Source organism: Streptomyces sp. NPDC003697 (assembly GCF_053587115.1).
On sequence record NZ_JBSFNN010000020.1, the window covers coordinates 15,518 to 36,113 of the forward strand.

At 70.3% G+C, this 20,596-nt stretch carries 10 protein-coding genes and 1 pseudogene; 9 read left to right on the forward strand and 2 right to left on the reverse strand.

The annotated features are described in order from the left end of the window. The first annotated feature begins 12 nt into the window (after positions 1-12). The 9 genes and pseudogenes from ACWDNY_RS11115 to ACWDNY_RS11155 all read left to right on the forward strand — a co-directional run. Positions 13-1,356 carry a GAF domain-containing protein gene (locus ACWDNY_RS11115; RefSeq protein WP_451645521.1) on the forward strand — a complete coding sequence of 448 codons (1,344 nt, stop codon included), beginning with the start codon at positions 13-15 and terminating at the stop codon, positions 1,354-1,356. Between the two features lie 323 nt (positions 1,357-1,679). Next, complete coding sequence (gene adh / locus ACWDNY_RS11120) at positions 1,680-3,203, forward strand: aldehyde dehydrogenase (RefSeq protein WP_451645459.1); 1,524 nt, start codon at positions 1,680-1,682, stop codon at positions 3,201-3,203. Between the two features lie 146 nt (positions 3,204-3,349). Further along, entirely contained in the window at positions 3,350-3,691 is a 342-nt protein-coding gene (locus ACWDNY_RS11125) for a hypothetical protein (protein ID WP_451645460.1), read from the forward strand. 893 nt (positions 3,692-4,584) lie between these two features. Next, entirely contained in the window at positions 4,585-5,778 is a 1,194-nt protein-coding gene (locus ACWDNY_RS11130; protein ID WP_451645461.1) for a hypothetical protein, read from the forward strand. A 28-nt stretch (positions 5,779-5,806) separates the two neighbouring features. Beyond that, complete coding sequence (locus ACWDNY_RS11135) at positions 5,807-8,923, forward strand: LamG-like jellyroll fold domain-containing protein (protein ID WP_451645462.1); 3,117 nt, start codon at positions 5,807-5,809, stop codon at positions 8,921-8,923. A gap of 177 nt (positions 8,924-9,100) precedes the next feature. Continuing rightward, complete coding sequence (locus tag ACWDNY_RS11140; protein WP_451645463.1) at positions 9,101-15,523, forward strand: RHS repeat-associated core domain-containing protein; 6,423 nt, start codon at positions 9,101-9,103, stop codon at positions 15,521-15,523. A gap of 83 nt (positions 15,524-15,606) precedes the next feature. Continuing rightward, positions 15,607-16,074, forward strand: coding sequence for a hypothetical protein (locus ACWDNY_RS11145; RefSeq protein ID WP_451645464.1), 468 nt, complete (start codon positions 15,607-15,609; stop codon positions 16,072-16,074). Between the two features lie 671 nt (positions 16,075-16,745). Continuing rightward, positions 16,746-17,966 carry a cytochrome P450 family protein gene (locus tag ACWDNY_RS11150; protein WP_451645465.1) on the forward strand — a complete coding sequence of 407 codons (1,221 nt, stop codon included), beginning with the start codon at positions 16,746-16,748 and terminating at the stop codon, positions 17,964-17,966. A gap of 104 nt (positions 17,967-18,070) precedes the next feature. Then, a pseudogene (locus ACWDNY_RS11155) lies at positions 18,071-18,227 on the forward strand (IS701 family transposase); the annotation flags it as partial. Between the two features lie 9 nt (positions 18,228-18,236). Here the strand turns inward: ACWDNY_RS11155 and ACWDNY_RS11160 are convergent. Beyond that, positions 18,237-19,622 (reverse strand): MFS transporter, encoded by a 1,386-nt coding sequence (locus ACWDNY_RS11160; protein ID WP_451645466.1) that lies wholly within the window; start codon positions 19,620-19,622, stop codon positions 18,237-18,239. A 205-nt stretch (positions 19,623-19,827) separates the two neighbouring features. After that, positions 19,828-20,283: an RpiB/LacA/LacB family sugar-phosphate isomerase gene (locus tag ACWDNY_RS11165; RefSeq protein WP_451645467.1), complete on the reverse strand. Its 456-nt coding sequence runs from the start codon at positions 20,281-20,283 to the stop codon at positions 19,828-19,830. Between the last annotated feature and the right edge of the window lie 313 nt (positions 20,284-20,596).

A 20,596-nucleotide genomic window follows, 5' to 3' on the forward strand; every position in this document is an offset into this window, starting at 1 on the left:
CGGGAGGCCGAGTTGACCGATCCGTGGGTGGCCCTGGAACCGGGGGCCGACCCTGCCGAACGTGTACGCCTGCTGCGCCGCGCCCACGAGACGTTCACCGCGGTGGGCACGGTGCCGCGACCGGTGCGCCCGGTGGTGGCCGACTCGTGGCGGCGTTCCGCGCGCGCCGGGGTCGGTCCCGACGGCACCGCCAGCGTGGAACTGATGGACGGCGACCTCGGCGCCTACCGGGCTGAGCACCCGCTGGCGCCGGTGATGCCGCTGTTCCGTGAACTCCTCGGCACGTTCGCCGCCGACGGGGAGCACCTGCTCGCCGTCTGCGACGCGCACGGCAGACTGCTGTGGGTGGAGGGGCACCCGGCGACGCGGCAGAAGGCCGGGCGGATGAACTTCGTGCCGGGTGCGCGCTGGGCCGAGTCCGCGGTCGGCACCAACGCGCCGGGCACGGCGGTCGCGGTGGACCGTCCGGTCCAGGTGTTCGCGGCCGAGCATTTCATCCGGCGGGTGCAGCCCTGGACGTGCGCGGCGGCGCCGGTGCACGATCCCCGCACCGGACGTGTGCTCGGTGCGGTGGACATCACCGGCGGGGACGGGCTCGCGCACCCGCACAGCCTCGGCTTCGTCCAGGCGGTGGCGCGGGCCGCGGAGTCCCACCTGGCCCTGCTCCCCCCGCGCGGTCCGGCCGTCGGCGGACCCGAGCTGACGGCCCTGGGCCGCGACCAGGCCCACCTCACGGCGGACGGCCGCAGGCTCCGGCTCAGCCGCCGGCACAGCGAGATCTTGGTCCTGCTGGCCCGCCACCCGGAGGGCCTGAGCGGCGACGAGCTGCTGTGCGCGCTGTACGAGGACGAGTCGGTGACGCCGGTGACGCTGCGGGCCGAGCTGGCCCGGCTGCGCCGGGTGCTCGGCCCCGGCACGCTCGCATCGCGCCCGTACCGGCTCACCGTGCCGGTGCGGTCGGACGTGGCCGTGGTGGAGCGGCGGCTCGAGGCGGGCGCGGTCGCGGCAGCCGCGGCGGCGTACGCGGGCCCGTTGCTGCCCGCCTCGCAGGCACCGGCGGTCGCACGGCTCAGGGAGCTCCTCGCCGACGGCCTGCGGACGGCGCTGATCGCCCGCCGCGATCCCGACCTGCTGGCCGACTGGGCGCACGCGCCGTGGGGAGAGGAGGACCTCGACGTCTGGCGTGCGCTCGCGTCGGTCCGCCCGACGCCACCGGTGCGGGCCCGCCTCGCCGCACTGGAGGCGGAACTGGGGCTCACGTCGGTCCGGCCGGCGGTGCCGCTCCCCGCCCGGCTGGCCGCGCCGAGGGCGGAACCGGGGGTCAGGGGCACGCGCCCGGGCCGGTCACCGCGCTGACCGCACCCGACCGCGCCGTACGCCGCACGGCGGCCCGCGCACCCCGCGCTCCCGATGCCCCACCGACCCCTCCCCCGCCCCCGTCCCGACCGCCGCACCCGCCCCCGTCCCGACCGCCGCACCCGCCGCATCCTGGGCCGACCGCCGCACCGCGCCCCGTCCCGTGCCCACCGCCGCACCCCCGCATCGTGCCCCGTGCCCACCGCCGCACCCCGCACCGCTCGAAGCCCCCCTGGCGCAACGTCGTTGCAACGTCGTCGTCCCTAGCCTCGCGCCGAGAGCTGCCCGAAGGCGGGCAGCGCTTCTGAAGGAGGCAGACCAGGATGACCCGTTACGCGGCACCCGGCACCGAGGGCGCGATCGTCTCCTACCAGGCGCGCTACGACCACTTCATCGGCGGCGAGTACGTGCCACCGGCTCGTGGGCAGTACTTCGAGAACCCCTCACCGGTGAACGGCCTGCCCTTCACGGAGGTCGCGCGCGGCACCGCGGAGGACGTGGAGCGGGCGCTGGACGCGGCGCACGCGGCAGCCCCGGGCTGGGGCCGGACGTCGGTGACGGAGCGCGCCGACATCCTGCTGAAGATCGCCGACCGTATGGAGGCGCACCTCGAACCGCTGGCCGTCGCCGAGAGCTGGGAGAACGGCAAGCCGGTGCGCGAGACGCTGGCCGCCGACATCCCGCTCGCCATCGACCACTTCCGCTACTTCGCGGGCGCCATCCGGGCGCAGGAGGGCTCGCTCGGGGAGATCGACGACGACACGGTGGCCTACCACTTCCACGAGCCCCTCGGCGTGGTCGCGCAGATCATCCCCTGGAACTTCCCGCTCCTGATGGCGACGTGGAAGCTGGCGCCGGCACTCGCCGCGGGCAACGCGGTGGTCATCAAGCCGGCCGAGCAGACCCCGGCGTCCATCCACTACTGGATGAGCCTGATCGCGGACCTGCTGCCGCCCGGTGTGGTGAACATCGTCAACGGCTTCGGGGTCGAGGCGGGCAAGCCGCTGGCCTCCAGCCCCCGGGTGGCGAAGGTGGCCTTCACGGGCGAGACGACGACCGGGCGGCTGATCATGCAGTACGCCTCGGAGAACATCAAGCCGGTCACCCTGGAGCTGGGCGGCAAGTCGCCGAACATCTTCTTCGACGACGTCTCGGCGCTGGACGACGACTTCCGCGACAAGGCGCTCGAAGGCTTCACCATGTTCGCCCTGAACCAGGGCGAGGTCTGCACCTGCCCGTCCCGGGCGCTCGTCCAGCGCGGCCACTACACCGAATTCCTCGAGGCGGCGGTCGCGCGCACCGAGTTGATCAAGCCGGGGCACCCGCTCGACACCGACACGATGATCGGCGCCCAGGCCTCCAACGACCAGCTGGAGAAGATCCTGTCCTACCTCGACATCGGCCGGCAGGAGGGCGCGCGGGTCCTCACCGGCGGCGAACGCATCGAGTACGACGGGGAGCTGAAGGGCGGCTACTACGTCCAGCCGACCATCTTCGAGGGCGACAACCGCATGCGGATCTTCCAGGAGGAGATCTTCGGCCCGGTGGTCTCGGTGACGTCCTTCGACGACTTCGACGACGCCGTCAAGGTCGCCAACGACACGCTGTACGGCCTGGGCGCGGGCGTATGGACCCGGGACGTCAACACCGCCTACCGAGCGGGCCGCGCCATCCAGGCGGGCCGCGTCTGGACGAACTGCTACCACGCCTACCCGGCCCACGCGGCCTTCGGCGGCTACAAGCAGTCCGGCATCGGCCGCGAGACGCACCGGATGATGCTGGAGCACTACCAGCAGACGAAGAATCTGCTGGTGTCATACTCGCCGAAGAAGCTCGGCTTCTTCTAGAGGCACGAGGAAAGGCGCCTGACCTGGGTTTTCACCCGTCAGGCGCCCTTCGTGCAGCCCGCTCTCGACCGGGCCCGACTTGCGCGCTGACTCCCCACGACTGCACCCGGGTCCACTCCGGAGTAGAGCCAGAACGAGATCCCGGCGTGACGGACGCCCCTATGGCGCGGGGGTGCGGGAAACCTGCCCTGCGGACACTGGCCGGGGACGCCTCGGCGGCCGGGCGGCCGACGCCGGACTTCTGCCCCTCCATCCCCCTGGCGCTCACCGAGCGTCCCGTGCCCGAACAGCACCGGCGTCTGGGCCAGGGCAGCCTCGAGCAGCTGCACGCCGACCTGCTCCTGCTGGACAAGCTGGGGGCCCGGTACGTCACCCTCAACACGGATCTCGGTGACCAGCGCCTGCGCCGCCCGGCCGAGCAGGACTGGGAACTGTTCGAGGTGCCGGCACGCACCGTCATCGACACCGAGGGTGAGACCGTGCGCTGACACCCCCTCGGATGCCGGGCGGGGGGCGACGCCGGCGGATGGCACGGACCTCGGTGGGGCCTCGCCGTATCACCCGTGTATCACACAGCCATCACCAACTGGGCAGGCCCGCCCGGACCAAGAGGCTCGGACCTGCATTTCCATGCCCGCACTGGACTGGCACAGACGTCCCTGGACGGTCTCTACGACCTGTGCCACGTGGTACCGGCACGCGCCGGAGGCGCATCTCATTGAGCGCCGTCCTTCCCCACCGGTTGTGGCTTGGCCCGGAGTCTCGCCCTCACCGGCGGATGAGGGAAGCCAAGATCCGGACCATTGACGGGCCAACGAATCCGCATCAGAAGTAGCTTGCATCATCGACACAGGTGAGAGCCGCGCAGGTGCCGTACCACCAGCGGACGAACAACATTCTTTGTTCCCACAGCCATCGGAAACTGGGCTTCTTCTTGAGCCTTAAGTCGCATCGCCCGCAGGCTTCGCCATCCTGCAGGCGACCCGATATGACGGAAAAACCCGGCGATCAGCGCGCTACTTCGCGCCACCCATAATCACCGATTAAGCCTGGGTTGTACTCGCTCATTTAAGGCGTTCGCGGGGAATACGGCCGCCGGGACCGCCGCGGGGGCGTGAACCCGTGGAACAGCCGGGCACCGGGACCGACCTGCCGTTCCGGCTCCCGGCGCACGGGTCAGGGGCCGAGCGGGACCTGGGGTGCCTACGCGGTGGCCGGAGTGCTGACCGACCCGGCCAACACACCATGGGCGTCACATCTACAGCCACATACGGCGTATCGGACTGCGGAATGCAGCGGTCCGGATAAAGCTCATTGACACGTTTGAACGGCCGACCAGATACTGATCTTCACATTGTGAAAATTTCATGAGAGGCCTGGCGTGGCTGAAAGATATCGGGGGAGAACCGCCGTCGGTGCGATCTCCCTACTGGTCGGGGCTTTACTCACGGGGCAGCTACCGGGGTCGTCCCTACCCGCCGCGTTCGCGCAGACCTCGGATCCGGCGACGACGCAGTCCCCCGTCGCCGACGATCCCGCACCGGACACGCTGCCCCCCGGCGTCCGCCAGACACAGGAGCAGGCCCGGCGGGACGGAAAGCAGGTCGAAGTCGTCTCCGAACGCGGCGCGAACCGGGAGGTTTTCGCCAACCCGAGCGGCACGCTCACCGAGATCACGCACATGGAACCGGTGCGCACCCGCCGGGCGGGCAAGTGGGTCGACATCGACACCAGCCTGCGGCGTCTGGACGGTGCGGGGATCGCGCCCGTCGCCTCCGCCCTCGACGTGGTCTTCTCGGCGGGCGGCAGCCGGGAGCCGTTGGTCAGGATGAACAAGGCGGGCCGAGAGCTGTCGCTGTCCTGGCCCGGCGTGCTGCCGTCGCCGGTGCTCGCCGGACCGTCGGTGACCTATCCGGACGTCTTCCCGGACGTGGACCTGCGGTTGACCGCCGAACCCGACGGCTTCTCCCAGGTCCTGGTCGTCAAGAGCGCCGAGGCCGCGGCCAACCCGGCGCTCGCGGAACTGAAACTGCCCATGACGGGCGCAGGGCTCACCGTCCGCTCCACGGACTCCGGGGGGATCGAGGCGGTTGACACCCAGGCGGGGGGCGTGGCCTTCGAGGCGGCGCAGCCCGTGATGTGGGACTCCCGTGAGCCCGGTGACGTCCGGGCAACGAGCACGACCGAAGCGAACGGGCCGACGACGCCCGCCGCCAAGTCGGCCCGGTCCACGAGCACCGCCGCGTCCGCGAGGCCGGCCGGGGACTCCGGTCCGCGCAGCGCGCCGTCCGCCGAGCTGTACGACGGCCCCGGCGAGGGTTCGGCACGGGCCGATGTGCGCGTCTCCGTGACCGGCGACTCCCTTCGCCTCACCCCGGATGCGGAGTTGCTCTCCGGTGAGGACACTCACTACCCCGTCTTCATCGACCCGTCGTGGTCCTCGCCGCGTGCGTCCTCCTACGCGATGGTCTCCCGGGCCTACCCCGATTCCGACTTACAAGTTCGACGGTGCCGACGACGCGGGTCTGGGCTTCTGCCCGCCGAACTTCACTGGCCTCAAGTGCGCGACCAATGACGCCAAACGCCTCTTCTACAAGCTGCCCGTGACGAACTTCGCGGGGAAGAGCATCACCAGCGCCGAGTTCGTCGTCCGCGAGACGTTCGCCTACAACTGCGTGAAGCAACCGGTGGAGTTCTGGCGGACCAAGCCGCTCACCTCCACGACCACCTGGAACGACCAGAAGGCCACGGGCTACTGGATCGACCAGATGCCGACCGTGCTCGCGGCCAAGGGCGCGACGGCCTCCTGCCCGGACGGCGACATCGAGTTCAACGCCAAGGACGCGGTGGTGTGGGCCGCCGCCAACAAGCAGACCTCGCTCACCTTTGGCCTGAAGGCACCGAACGAGAGCGCCGAGAACCAGTGGAAGCGGTTCTCGGGCAACGGCTTCCTGCGAGTCGAGTTCAACAACCCGCCGAGCCAGCCCAAGCAGTCGCAGCTGACCATGAGCCCCGGCGGCACCTGCACGCTGGCGCCCAAGGCGGTCAACGTCATCCCCAAGGCGACGGCCGTCCTGTCGGACCCCGACAAGGACCAGGTGTACGCGGAGTTCAAGGTCGAGTGGAACGCGGGCGACGGCTGGAAGGAACACTGGAACTCGGGCCGCATCGGTCCCAAGGCCTCCGGACAGGCGTACACGATCACCCTCCCGTCGAACATCCCGCAGAACGTCACGGCGGCGTGGAGCGTACGTGCCTCGGACGGCAAGCTGTGGGGGCCCTGGAGCTATGCCGGTGACACCCAGACCGGTTGTTACCTGACCTACGACTCCAAGCATCCGGCGGCGCCGTCCGTGGCCTCCTCGGAGTACCCCGCATCCCGCACCGACGACCCTCTCGACCCGTGGCTGGACGGGGTCGGCAGATACGGCCGCTTCACCATCGACTCGACCGCCTCGGACGTGACCAAGTACTGGTTCGGCCTGAACGCGGACCCGACCGCGGCCAACGAACGCAAACCCGCGACCCCGGGCGGGCCCGTCACCATCGACGTGATGCCGACTCGTCCGGGACTGAACAACCTCTACGTGCAGGCCTGGGACGCCAACAACAACGACAGCACGATCGCGAGCTACCAGTTCCGTGTGGCGACCGGCCAGCCCGAACGCGCCGCGTGGACTCTGGACGCCTCATCCGGTTCGACGCAGGACACGGGCAGTGGCGGCTCCCGGCCCGTCCTCCTCGACGGGACCGCGGCACTCGGTGAAACGGGTGTCCACGGCACCGCCCTCACCCTGAACGGCGGCGCCGCCACGGACGGTTCCGCGGCCGCAGGCCCCCATCTGCTGGACACCGAGGGCGACTTCACCGTCTCCACCTGGGTGCGTCTGGACTCGGACTCCGCCACCGCCACCGCGGTCAGCGTCGACGGCACCACCCAGGCGGGCCTCTACCTCGGTTACCTCAAGGGCAGCGGACGCTGGGCGCTGCGCGTGCCCACCAAGGACGCGACGGGTGCGGACTTCAGCGTCCAGCAAGTCCAGTCGTCCACCCCCGCGCAGGTCGGCACCTGGACGCACCTCGCGGCTGTCCGTGACGCGCGGGCCGGCAAGTACACCCTGTACGTCGACGGCGCTCCGGCCGGCTCGGCCTCCGTCACCAGCACCTGGCACGCCGCCGCCAACCTCCAGTTCGGCCGCGCCAAGTACAACGGCGCCTACGGCGATGCGTGGCAGGGCGCGATCGACGAGACCGCCGTCTACGACCGCCCGCTGAACGCTCAGGACGTCGGCCGGCTCGCCCAGCAGCAGCCCCTGACCACGGGCCGTCCGGCCAAGGCGGCCTGGGACTTCGACGACCCGGCCACCTCCCTGGTGGCCAAGGGCGCCAGCCAGGTGGATCCGCTGGTCCTCAAGGGCGAAGGCGGTGCGTTCGGCGCCGGGGGGAACGTCGGCGGCGCGCTGGACCTCAGCTCTCCCACCAACGGCTACGCGAGTACCGCCAGGCCGCACCTCGACACCCTGCGCAGTTTCTCGGTGTCGGCCTGGGCCAGACTGCCCAGGACGGAGCCGACCGGAGCGCAGATCATCGCGACCCAGGCCGGCAAGGAGCAGAGCGGCTTCGAGCTCTACTACTCCGCCTCGTACCGCCGCTGGGTGTTCAACCGCTACAACTCCGACGCCGCGGGCGTCGATCCGACCCGGGCCATGGCGAACCTCGGCAAACCCGCCGCCGACCAGGTGTATCCCGGCGACAGCTGGCACCACCTCCTCGGCGTCTACGACGGCACGCTGAAGGAACTGCGGCTGTTCGTGGACGGCGGGCTCGTCTCCACGGTGCCGTTCACGTCCGCGCCCTGGGACGCCACCGGTGCGGTGCAGGTCGGTGCCGGATCGTACGGCGGCAAGCCCAGCGCGTTCTTCAAGGGGCAGGTCGACGACGTACACCTGTACGACCGGGTGGTCTCCAAGGACGAGGCCGGCGACCTGTTCAAGCAGCACCCGCAGGTCAAGGGGCGCTGGAAGTTCGACGCCACGACGGCCGGCACTCCGGCGTCGAGCCCCGACGACAGCGCCGGCAACCGGCCCGCGCTCCTGGGCGCCCAGGCGAGCGTGAAACCGGGCGCCGGCTGGGTCGGTGCCGGCGGTCTGGTGCTGGACGGTGTGGACGACTACGCCGCCGCCGCGACGGTTCCCGTGAACACCAAGGAGAGCTTCACCGCGACCGCATGGGTGAGCACCGCGGCACGCCCGCAGAAGAAGGTCACCGTCCTGTCGGCGGAAGGAGCCGTCAACAGCGCCTTCACCGTGCGGTACGCCCCCGACCCCGCGGACCCGCAGAACCAGGGCGGCTACGAACTCGAACTCCCCACTGCGGACGACACGGCAGCGTCCCGGCCCGTGGTACGGCACTCGAGTTTCCAGTCGGACTTCGAGTGGGACCATCTGGCGGTCGTGTACGACTCCTTCGCCGACGAGGCGCGCCTGTACGTCAACGGCCACCTGGAACAGGTGCTGGACGCCATGTCGTGGCGGTCCAACGTCCGGCCGTTCCAGGCGACCAAGCAGCTCCAGTTCGGCCGCAACAAGGAGAACGGCACAGCCGGCGAGTACTGGCCGGGCGTGATCGACGACGTGTGGCTGTTCTCCGGCGTGGCGAGTGAAGCCCAGATCGCCAAACTCGGCAACGGCGAGTCCCTGGACACGGTCCCGGGCCCGTAGCACCCGTCCGGAAGCGGTCGGCAGCACGTCCCCGTCGACCCGTGGGCCCGTCAACGACCGGGCCCACGGGTCCTGGCCCTGCGATCGACCGGCAGCAAGCCACACCCACCGACGTCCGCACCCGCCGGCGTCCACGCCCATCGACCCCCTCACCCACCGACGTAAGGAACCATCGGGTTGTCCAGACCCATACGGCCGCTGCGTGCGGCCCGTCTCCCTCGCTCCACCGCCTTGGCGCTGGCCGCGCTCATGGCCTGCTCGGTGTTCCAGGCCGATCCGGCGCTGGCCGCGTCGAAACCGGGTGGCACCAGGCACACGGCGCCCGTCGAAGCCGACCACCCGGTCCCCGGCACAGCGCTCAGGACCAAGCCGCGCAAGCGTGACGGACTGGCCTCCGGGCACCGCCGGGCGCTCCGCGCCGCCTGGCCGGCAGCCCGCACCGCGACGGTCACCCTCACGCCCGCGGCCACCTCCCGTACCGAGTCCGGCAAGAAGGCCCCGGGCGCACCGGCCAAGGGTGCCGCCGCCACGCCCCAGCGTGTTCCGGGCATGCCCGTCCGGCTGCTGCCCGCACCAGCGGCGACCGACCCCGCCAAGGCCGAGGTGCGGCTCCTGCCGCAGGACCGTGCACGCGGTCTCGGCCTTGACGGAGTCCTGCTCTCCGTCAGCGCCGCGGACCCGGCGCGCACGGACTCCGGTGCCCCGCGCGTCGGTGTCAGCCTGGACTACTCCGCGTTCGGCGAGGCGTACGGCGGCGACTTCGGCGCCCGGCTGCGTCTCGTCACCCTGCCCTCCTGCGCGCTGACCACGCCGAAGCTGCCCCGCTGCCGCAAGACCGCCCCGGTGGCCGGCCGCAACGACAGTGAGAAGCGCACGGTCTCCGCCGACTCCGTCGCGCTGCGCCCCGCCGCGTCCCCCGTCGTGCTGGCCGCCGTGGCCGACCCCGGCAGCGGCTCCACGGGCTCCGGCGACTACACCGCGACACCGCTGTCGTCGTCCGCCATGTGGCAGACCAGCCTTCAGACGGGTGACTTCTCCTGGTCCTACCCGCTGACCGCCCCGACCGTGCCCGGAGGGCTGCTGCCCAAGCTGTCCCTCGGCTACTCCTCGGGCGCCGTGGACGGCCAGACCACCACCAGCAACAACCAGTCCTCCTGGGTCGGTTCCGGCTTCGACATGAACACCGGCTTCATCGAGCGGCGCTACAAGCCGTGCGGCGAGGACGGCAGCTGGAGCAAGGACGACGCCCCGGGCGATCAGTGCTGGGGGTACGACAACGCCACCATCAGCTTCAACGGCCGCGCGGGCGAACTGATCCCGGCGGGCAAGGACACCTGGCGGATCCGCAACGACGACGGCACCCGCGTCGAGAAGCTCACCGGCGCGGACCGGGCCAACGGCGACGACGACGGCGAGTACTGGAAGGTGACCACCACCGACGGTCTCCAGTACTTCTTCGGTTACAACCGCCTCCCCGGCTGGAGCGCGGGCAAGCCCGAGACCAAGTCCGCCTGGACGGTCCCCGTCTTCGGCAACGACACCGGCGAACCCTGCCACCAGGCCACCTTCGCCACGTCCTGGTGCCAGCAGGCGTGGCGCTGGAACCTCGACTACGTCGTCGACCTCAACGGCAACGCCATGTCGTACTGGTACAGCCCGGAGACCAACTCCTACGGCCGCAACCGCGTGGCCGCCGACGACACGTCGTACGAGCGCGGCGGTGTCATCGACCGCATCGAGTACGGCCGGCGCAGCGACACGCTGTTCACCGCCAAGGCCGTCGGCAAGGTCCTCTTCACCAACACCGAGCGGTGCATCGAGGCCGCGGCCGCCGACTGCGCCGCCACGGAGATCGAGAAGAACCCCGACCGCTGGGAGGACACTCCGTACTACCTGAACTGCAAGACCGGCACCGACTGCGACAAGGGCCGCTTCGCCCCGTCCTTCTGGTCCCGCAAGCGGCTTTCCAAGGTCACCACCCAGATCCTGCAGCCCTCGGGCGGCTACGCCGACGCCGACGCCTGGACGTTCACCCAGAAGTGGGGTGACGCGGACATCGACCGCGCCCTGCTCCTGGACTCCGTCCAGCACACCGGTCTGTCCGCGGACCCCTCGATCACCCTGCCCAGGGTGACCTTCGGCTACAAGCAGGCGCCCAACCGCCTCGACCGGCTCGGCGACGGTGTCGCGCCCTTCATCAAGTACCGGCTGTCCAACGTCTCCGACGAGTCGGGAGGGTCGATCGACGTCGCCTACTCGGCTCCCGAGTGCGACTTCGACGCGCTGCCCGACCCGGAGACGAACACCACCCGCTGCTTCCCGCAGTACTGGCAGCCCGCCGGTGCGGCGGACCCGGTCCAGGAGTGGTTCAACAAGTACGTCGTCACCCAGGTCACCGCGACCGACCGCACCGGCGGCGGCGACGACATGGTCACCACGTACTCCTACCTCGACGGCGCCGCCTGGCACTACGCCGACGACGACGGCCTGACCAAGGAGCAGTACCGGACCTGGTCGCAGTGGCACGGCTACGGCCGGGTCAAGGTACAGACCGGCGGCTGGGCCGGCATGCGCTCGCTGACCGAGCACCTGTTCCTGCGCGGCATGGACGGCGACCGCAAGAACGCCGCGGGCGGCAGCAAGTCCGTCACCGTCCCCGACGGCGAGGGCGGCGACGTCGTCGACCACGAAGCCTTCCAGGGGACCGAACTCAAGACGGTCGAGTACACCGCGCCGGACGGTACGGTGGAGAGCAAGACCCTGAACACCCCGTGGCGCAAGGAGACCGCCAAGCGGGTACGGGACTGGGGCACGGTCACCGCGAACCTGACCGGTACGTCTGCGACCCGCTCCTGGGCCCGGAAGCACGACGGCACCTGGCAGCAGACCTCCACCGCGACGACCTATGACGACGAGGGCCGGGTCATCAAGGAGAGCGATCTCGGCGAAGCCGCGTCCGGCGACGAGCAGTGCACGACCACCACGTACGCCGACAACGCCACCAACTGGCTGCGCGCCCTGCCCCAGCAGGTCGAGGTCCTGGACGTGGCATGTGGCACGGCCGTCACCTACCCGGCGCACCTGCTCTCCCGCAAGCGCAACACCTACGACTCCCTCGGCTTCGGGGCCGCGCCGACGCGGGGCCTGCTCACCAAGTCGGAGGAGTTGGTCGGTTACACCGGAACCACGCCCCGGTACCGGTGGAAGAGCACCAGCTACGACGAGTACGGGCGGGCCCGCTCCACCTCCGACTCGTCCGGCGCGACCAGTACGACCGTCTTCACCGCGGCCACCACCACCAAGCCCGGCACACTGACCGTGACCGGCACCGAACTCGTCGCCGGCACCCCGTCCAGCGCTCAGTCCGTCGTGACGGAGTTCGACGGCGTCCGTTCGCTTCCCACCGCCACGATCGACGCCAACGGCAAGCGCAGCGACGCGGAGTTCGACGCGCTGGGCCGGCTCACGAAGGCCTGGCTCGCCAACCGTCCCAAGGCATCCAGCCCGACGCCCAGCCTGGAGTACGGCTACCAGATCAAGGAAAATTCCATCGCCGCGGTCGTCGCCAAGAAGCTGCTGAACGACGGCAGCCAGCAGGCGTCGTACATCCTCTACGACGGCTGGCTGCGGCCCCGGCAGTCGCAGTCCGCAGGCCCCGACGGCGGACGCCTGATCGACGACACGTTCTACGACGAACGCGGCCTGGTCAAGCGGAAGTACGCGCCCTACTACGCGACTGGTGCGCCGACGGGCACGCTCTTCGGAGTGACCGAACAAGGTGCCGTGGACTCCCAGACGGTCAACGAGTACGACGGTCTCGGCCGCCAGACCGTCAGCAAGGCGCTCCGAGGCAACGGCGTGGGCGTGGAGCTGTCCCGCACCACGACCACCCACAGCGCCGACCTGGTCACCGTCGACCCGCCGGCCGGCGCCACCCCGACCGCGACGGTGCTCGACGCGGCCGGCCAGGTCACGGAACTGCGCGAGTTCCACGGCGCGTCGCCGACCGGCGCATTCGACAGCACGCTCTACGAGCACGACGCCAACGGGCACCTGACGAAGGTCACCAGCCCGGACAAGACGATCCGTTCCTTCACCTACGACCTGCTCGGACGTCAGCTCACCTCCACCGACCCCGACTCCGGCACCACCAGGACGACGTACGACGACGCCGACCGCGTCACCACGACCACGGACGTCGGCCGCAAGAAGACGCTCGCCTTCGTCTACGACCGGCTCGGCAGGCACACCGAGACCCGGGAAGACTCGACCACGGGGCCGCTGCTGGCCTCCTGGACCTTCGACACCGTGCGCACGGGGTACCTGGGCAGTTCCACCCGTTACGTGGGCGGCGCCGGCGGTGCGAAGTACACGCAGACGATCAACGCGTACGACAACCTGTACCGGCCGCTGCGCACCACCGTGTCGATCCCGGCGTCGGAACCCGGACTCGGCGGCACGGCAGGGGTGAGCTACCAGACCAACACCACATACAACCTGGACGGGACGGTCAAGTCCGCCAGCTACCCGGCGGCGGGGAACCTGCCCGCCGAGGTGGTCGCGCCGACCTACGACGGTCTGCAGCGCGTGGTGAAGGCCGAAGGTCTCGGCACCTACGTCGGCAACGCCCGCTACAGCCTCACCGGGAAGCTGGAGGAGCTGGAGCTGGGCAGCGCGGGCAAGCGGGCCTGGATCAACAACACCTACGAGCCGGGCACCCAGCTGTTGTCCACCAGCCGGGCCGAACGCGAGGGCGTTCCCGGGGTCGACCGTGCGGTCACCTACGCCTATGACGACGCGGGCAACGTCACCTCGGCCACCGACGCCTCGCGCCAGGGCACGGACCGGCAGTGCTTCCGCTACGACTACCTCCAGCGGCTGACCGAGGCGTGGACCCCGGCCGGTGACTGCGCGAGCGACCCCGGCAAGACCGCCCTCGGCGGACCCGGCCCGTACTGGCAGTCGTTCACCTACACGACGGCCGGGAACCGCGACACCGACACCCTGCACGATCCCGCCGGGAAGACCGGCGGGGACGTCACCCGCACGTACCGCTACGACGAGAACGGGAAGAACCAGCCGAACACCCTGACGTCGGTCTCCTCCACCGGCGCCGTGACCGGGAAGGACACCTACACCTACGAGCCGGGCGGCGGCACCGAGTCCCGCACCCCGAGCGGCGGGGCGAAGCAGTCGTTCGTCTGGGACTCCGAGGGCAACCTCGCCTCGGTCACCAAGGGCTCCTCGGTCACCGAGTACCTGTACGACGCGGACGGCAAGCGGCTGATCAGCCGTGTCCCCGGTGTCAGTTCGACGCTGTACCTGGGCGCGACCGAGATCACCTGGACCAAGTCGACCGGCAAGACGACGGCACGCCGGTACTACGACCTCGGTGGGGCGAGTGCCGTGCGCCAGGACGACGGCACGCTGTCGTTCGTGATCGGCGACCACCACGGCACCGGCGAACTCGCCGTCGACGCGGCGACCCAGGCCATGGTGCAGCGCCGCAACCTGCCCTTCGGCGGGGCACGCGGCACGACTTTGCCGGCCGGGAACTGGCCGGGGACCAAGGGCTTCGTCGGCGGCACTCAGGACGCGACCGGCTTCACCCATCTCGGGTCCCGGGAGTACGACCCGGACACGGGCCGCTTCCTCAGCGCCGACGCGGTGGTCGACCCCTCGGACCCGCAGCAGCTCAACGGCTACGCCTACGGCCACAACAACCCGCTGCGCCGCAGCGACCCGACGGGCAACTACGACCCGGAGATGATGGAGTACTGCCGGACAGCCCCGCCCGGGACCTGCGTGGGCGGAAGGGTCGTCCCCAAGTCGCCGAAGCCGAAGAAGAATCCCAACCCGGGCATGCACAAGAAGCGTGCCTACATGCCTCCGGTGGAGAACCAGCGTCTCAAGGACATCATCGAGGAGCTGTACATCCGGCCGATGGTCGCCGATTCGGACGTGAAGGGCGACGGTAAGACGGCCACGGCGCTGATCGAGGAGATGAACGAGGGCAAGGGCTTCGGCGGCGACGGAACGAAGTGGCACATCGAGAAGGCCGTCGCCAAGCTGGGTGGTCTGCGCGACCTGCTGGAGGACGACCGCAAGGCCAAGGAGGGCACCGGGAAGGGCATCCTCTCCGACGCCGACCGGAAGGTCGCGCTCAACGAGTCGAAGGAACTCTGGACGGCCCTCAACGCGGACGACGTCGCCGGAGTGGTGACGAAGAACGTGCAGGCCAAGCCTGAGTTCGCGAAGACGGTGTCCAAACTCATCAAGACCGTCATCTCGGCGGAATCGATGAGCGAGGTCACCGGGCAGAAGTTCGCCGTGCCCGAGAACCTCCATCCCAGGGCGCCCCAGCGGGCCGTGCCCTCGGGTGAAAGGATCAAGGGACGGGGCTTCGCCAAGGCGTTCGGGGTGGTGGGCGGCGCCCTCAGTGCCGCCCAGTACCCGGCGGACATCTACAACTACGGCGTCAAGGAGGCGACCAAGCAGCTCTCGGAGTCCCTGACGGACCCGCTGGACGTCGTCCCCGACGGACAGGGCGCGGGGTGCGTCCTCTTCGGTGACTGCTACATAGTCGCTCCGATGGCCTGACCCTTTGCCGAGGACGCCGCCGGCCGGAAGCCCACCCGGCCGGCGGCGCGGTATTTTGCTGCTCGCAACGAAGGAGTACGGATATGCAGGGAATTCCCTCAGGGGAACTGGTGGAGCGGCTGGTGCGGCTCCTGCCCGAGGTCGTTCCCCACGTCGACGAGGCGGCCCGACGGCACGGCATGCGTGCGTCGCAGGTGAACCACTGGGACCAGGTCAACACCCACCCCGGGACGTTCCTGTCCGAGGTACTCGTCTACCCGCTGTTCAAGCCCCTGATGATGTCCGCCGAGCCGACCCCCGAAGAGGAGGACTTCCTGGCGCGCTGTTTCGAGTTCATCGAGGGCCTGGAGGAGAGTCCCGCGGGCGAGCTGGTGGACACGGCCCACTTCACCTTCCTGGAGAACCTGTTGGAGAGCAAAGCGGTCCTCGACCGCGCCTTCCGGTTCGCCCTGCCGAGGACCCGGGCGGAGATCCTCTCCATGCTGAGGGGCTGGAACATCCCCGTGGACCCGGCGTGGGAGGACCCCGCGCGGAAACGCCGTGACACCTGAGCACGACGGGAGTGCACCGCGGCCCGTGATGCCGCTGCGGGCCGGCGACGAGGGGCGATGCGCCCTCCTGCGGTGACGAGACGCCCGTCGGGGGCACCCGGAAGCGCGGAAGCCGCTGTTTCCGCCGGCTGGAGCCGGCCGGCGCGATCGGAGAACGAGGCCGCGCCGTCCGTCACGAAGACCCGAGCCCGTTGTCCATCAGCCGGTTCAGATCGCGTGCAACGACACGCTCGGAGATGGCGCCGCGCGTGATGGTGTAGGCGATCACCGTGCGGGTGTGCGCCGGCGGATGCCCGGGGCGTGCATCCGGTGACGGTCTCCGCTCCCTGCGCATGGGGCAGCCACCGTGCAACTCTCCATGGTGAACGGGCAGTCCGACGCAGGAGGTGCGCGGTGGCCTTGTCCCGACCTACTCCGCCTGCTGGAGTCAATACGTTCGGCGGACGGACCCGGAACTCGTGCGCAATCGGGCCCACTTCACCTGGGGAACCGGCCCGCACAGCGGCCCGGCCGGATCGCACGCGTCCCTCATCGCCGAAGCCGCCATCCCCCACGTCCTCGACGCTCTGCCCGAGATGGACCCCGACGGCCACCGGGACGACGTCGTCCGGCGCCCCGCTCCCTGGCCGCCCTGCCCGTCACCTTCGCCACAAGCTGAAAGAGACCCAGCCGTGTCCGAACAGCAGATACTCGTCCTCGACCCGACCGGATCCGACCCGGACGCCGAACACCAGGCCCTGCGCGAGCGCGGCCCGGCGACGCCGGTGGACATCCTCGGCGTGCGCGCCTGGGCCGTCTCCGACCCGGCCCTCCTCAAGCAGCTCCTGACCAGCAAGGACGTCTCCAAGGACGGCCGCGCCCACTGGCCGGCCTTCGCCGAGACCGTCGCCACCTGGCCGCTGGCCCTGTGGGTCGCGGTGGAGAACATGTTCACCGCCTACGGCAAGGATCACAGCCGGCTGCGCCGCATGGTCGCCCCCGCCCTCTCCGCCCGCCGCACCGCCGCCCTCCAGGCGGACATCGAGGCCCTCGTCGACGGCATCCTCGACGCCCTCCCGGCCGGCGAGACGGTCGACCTGCGCGAGCACCTCGCCTACCCGCTCCCGATCGCTGTCATCGGCAAGCTCATGGGAGTCCCCGCCGACCAGCGCACCGAATTCCGCACCGTGGTGGACAATGTGTTCGCCACCCACCTCTCCGCCGAGGAGCAGGCCGCGAACACCGCCGCCCTCCGCGGCCTGCTTGACGCCCTGATCGAGACCAAGCGCACTGAGCCCGGTGAGGACATGACCTCGCTGCTGATCGCCACCCGCGACGAGGAAGACGGCTCCGCCCTCCGCCACGCCGAGTTACGCGACACGCTCCTGCTGATGATCAGCGCCGGATACGAGACCACCGTCAACGTCATCGACCAGGCCATCACCACCCTGCTGACCGATCCCCAGCAGCTCGCCCACATCCGGGAAGGCCGCTGCACCTGGCAGGACGTCGTCGAGGAGACCCTGCGCCACCAGCCCGCGGTCAAGCACCTTCCCCTGCGCTACGCCCGCACCGACATCCCTCTCCCCGGCGGGCGGACGATCAAGGCCGGCGAGGCGATCCTCGCCTCCTACGCGGCCGCCAACCGCCACCCCGACTGGCACAAGGAGGCCGACCGTTTCGACGCCACACGCCCCAGCAAGGAACACCTCGCCTTCGGACACGGCGTTCACTTCTGCCTCGGTGCCCCGCTCGCCCGGCTCGAAGTCGCCACCGCGCTGCGCCTGCTCTTCGAACGCTTCCCCGACGCCCAACTCGCCACGGAACGAACCGCGCTGAAGAGGCTGCCGAGCCTCATCAGCAACGGACACGCCTCCGTCCCCGTGCGCCTGCGCCCGCCGTCGAGCCACTGACCGATACCGACGGGGAAGACCACCGAGGAGCGCGAGGCGGCTCGCGTCGGCGCACGCGTCGAGGCGGCCTACGGCGCGGGGTACGCACGCGAAGCCTGCTGGAGGCGACGCGAGTGACCGGCGACGAAGCCCACGGGCAGGACCCTCGGCTTCGTCGCCGGCCTGGAAGCGCGCGGCATCGGCTACGTGATGGCGGCCGTCTGCTCCACACGGGTGCGGATCAACTCAGCCCGCACCCCCACCCGCGCGGACACCGTCGCCGCGACGAGTTCACCGAGAGCCAGGCGAGGGCGGCAGGACGGCATTCACCGGAGTGCCGGCCGCGGTCTGGGCACGGCCTTCTTCTGCAACGAGGCGGAGCACCCGCTCCCGCTCCTGGCGGCCCCAGGTCTCCTTGGTCGCGAGGATGCCGACGAGACCGATCAAGGCCGCGCCGAGGTAGAGCAGCGCCGCGCCCGGCCACCCGAAGGCGCCCACCAGGGCGGCGGCGAGCAGTGGTGCGAAGCCGCCGATGGCCGCGGCGACCTGGTAGCCGAGCGAGGCGCCCGAGGTACGGGTGGCGGTGCGGAACTGCTCGGTGAGCAGAGAGCCCTGGGTTCCTGTCAGCGATGCGTGGATGAGGCCGATGCCGATGATGAACACCGTCACCACCAGCGCGGGTCGGGCGGAGTTGGTGAGCAGGTACATCGGGAAGGCGAAGAGGATCGCCGCCGTACAGGCCGTTATGTAGATGGGGCGGCGTCCGATGCGGTCGGTGAGTGCGCCGGCGAGGAAGGTGACTGCCATGGCGAGGACGCTGGCGGCGGTGATCGCACTGAGGGCCACGGGCCGGAGGTCGGGGTGGCGTTCGGTGATGTAGTTGAGCAGGTAGGTCGCGGTGGAGTAGTAGGCGAAGGATTCCACGACGCGCAAGGCGATGACACGCACGATGCCGCGCCAATCGCCGGCCAGGGTCGCGAGGAGCGGGTTCTTCTCGGTCTTGCCGGTTGCCTGGGCCTCCTGGAACTCGGGGGATTCCGTGAGACGGGAACGTACGATCAGCGCGACGATCACCAGGACGGCGCTGAGCAGGAAGGGCGTCCGCCACTGCCAGTTGCCGTCGAGGGTGTCACTCCACGCGAACACGCCGCTGGCCAGAGCAATGCCCAGAGGGTTGCCGGACTGGGGGATCGCGGCGAACATGCCGCGGCGGTGCCATGGCGCGTGCTCGTAGGCCATGGTGATCGCACCGCCCCATTCGGCACCGAATGCCAGGCCCTGCAGCATGCGGAGGGCCACGAGCAGGATCGGTGCGAGCACGCCGACCTGTCCGTAGGTCGGCAGCGCGCCGATGAGGAAGGTGGCGGCACCCATGACGAGCATCGCCGTGACGAGGACGGGTTTGCGGCCGACCTTGTCGGCGAAGTAGCCGCCGATGGCTCCTCCGAGCGGTCGCATGACGAAACCGACGGCGAGGGTGGCGAAGGAGAGCAGGGTGCCGACGAACCGGTCGCTCTCGGGGAAGAAGACCGCTCCGAAGTAGAGCGCGGAGGCGGTGCCGTATGCGATGAAGTCGTAGTTCTCGACGCTGGTGCCGAGGCCCGCGGCGACTGCTGTCTTGACGCGGTCCTTGGAGCCGAGCACGCTTCGCCGTCCGGCGGGGGCGCTGATGGACATGGGGGATCTCCTTGGTGGGTTGCCGGAGAGAAGCCGGCGTCTGCGCAGTGAGGAGGATGGGGCCGCACGAGGAGGAGGCCGGATCCTCTGACTGCGTGCTTCTGGGCATGACGAACAGGCGCCCGGCGCAGTCGTTCGCGGGCGGGGCACTTCGGTGTCAGCGGAAGAGAGAGTTCACCCGCTCAAGGGGTGTGCGGGCGGCTTGTCAGGAGGCCGAGGTCAGGGCGTCGAGCGCGTTGAGCTTGGCGACCCGGCGGCGGGTTTCTTCGTCGTCGTCGAAGACGGCACCGAGGAACTCACGGACGATGTCGGGCACGAGTGCGTGCGGGACCAGCCAGGCCCCGATGGCGATGGCGTTGGCGTCGTCGTGCTCGACTGCTTGGTGGGCGGAGTAGGGCTCGTGGGCGAGACCGCAACGGACGCCGGGCAGTTTGTTGGCGGCCATGACGGCGCCCTGGCCGGTGCCGCATACGAGCACCGCCCGATCGGCGGAGCCGGAGAGCACCACCTCGCAGGTGCTGCGGGTGATGTCCGGGAAGTCGACAGGGTCGCAGCTGTGGGTGCCGCAATCGATCACCTCGTGACCGAGAGCCTCAATGGCCTGCCGGACGGCATCTTTGAGCGGATATCCGGCGTGGTCCGCGCCGAGGGCGACCCTCATCGGTGGTTCCTTTCAGGACGGGCGCACTGCCTGCCGTCGAACTGGGGACGGAGGTTGTGGTGCTGGGTCTGGTGTGACAGCGACGGTGGGTGCCTCGTGCGGGTGTTGGTCGCACGCTGCGCGATCGCGTAAGCGCAGGCGACGGCCCTGCCGGGCATCGCACGCTCGGCGCCGGGCCCCGAGGAGTGCTCTCCACCTCGGCGGCTGTGCCTGTGAAGACGCCGGGATCGTGGGAGAGGAAAGCATCCAGGGCGGCATCACCGTCGACGGCGTCGGTCTCGAGGTGGGCTGCACCGTTGCGCCTTGACGACGC

Excerpts from the sequence above, each read along its gene's own strand:
- ACWDNY_RS11160 (WP_451645466.1), bottom strand. The coding sequence starts at position 19,622 with ATGTCCATCAGCGCCCCCGCCGGACGGCGAAGCGTGCTCGGCTCCAAG.
- ACWDNY_RS11165 (WP_451645467.1), bottom strand. The coding sequence starts at position 20,283 with ATGAGGGTCGCCCTCGGCGCGGACCACGCCGGATATCCGCTCAAAGAT.
- ACWDNY_RS11145 (WP_451645464.1), top strand. The coding sequence starts at position 15,607 with ATGCAGGGAATTCCCTCAGGGGAACTGGTGGAGCGGCTGGTGCGGCTC.
- adh (WP_451645459.1), top strand. The coding sequence starts at position 1,680 with ATGACCCGTTACGCGGCACCCGGCACCGAGGGCGCGATCGTCTCCTAC.